The organism is Vibrio ouci (genome assembly GCF_004551525.1).
Lineage (GTDB): Bacteria > Pseudomonadota > Gammaproteobacteria > Enterobacterales > Vibrionaceae > Vibrio > Vibrio ouci.
On the sequence record NZ_SATR01000277.1, the window covers coordinates 1 to 684 of the forward strand.

1 protein-coding gene is annotated in these 684 nt (G+C 41.2%); it reads right to left on the reverse strand.

Annotated features, from left to right (window positions below; genetic code table 11):
• Positions 1 to 119: 119 nt before the first annotated feature.
• On the reverse strand, positions 120 to 641 hold the full coding sequence (locus ELS82_RS25635) for a GNAT family N-acetyltransferase (protein WP_134837834.1): 522 nt from the start codon (positions 639 to 641) through the stop codon (positions 120 to 122).
• Between the last annotated feature and the right edge of the window lie 43 nt (positions 642 to 684).

Here is a 684-nt window from a genome sequence, read left to right on the forward strand (position 1 = left end):
CTAACGCCAAATTAAGGTGTGAACAACGCTAACCACCTTACCTAAACCATTGTGCCATAAACACTAAACTGACTTGAAGTGAGAGCGCCGAGCGTTGTGAATCACTCTTAAATTTATTGTTAGTTGCGTTCTGACCACTCCGACCGTAACACCCCATATTTGACGGAGTCATAGTACTCACCATTGTAATAACGAACCTTTCGAAGTCTTGCTTCTTGCTGAAAACCCAGTTTCAAAGCCAAAGACATCATTCGGGGATTACCCGACCAAGTGGTTAAACCAACCCTCTCGATTTCTTTAGTTTCGAACAAGTACGATACCCATAAAGGTAGAGTAAGCGCAGCAATTCCCTTACCCCAATACTGTGCATCGTAAATAACTACACCAGCTTCAAGCCAACGCGTTTCTTCACATTCCCAATAGCAACTAACCGTTCCAACAGGAATATCGTCAACAGTGATTAATTGTAAGTCTGAGCCTGCTAGTAAACGCTGAAATGATGAATTTTCAAACTGTTCTAATGTTGGATGAGAATATGGAAAGTAAGGACCATTGAACTTCATCCATTCATCATTTGAAATAACCAAAGAATGGAGAGGTTCCAGTTCGTCTTCCTTGGCTGGTCTAATATCTACTTTCATATCTTCCTCAATACTTCCCGATTCTTTGTAGCAAACTAACGCC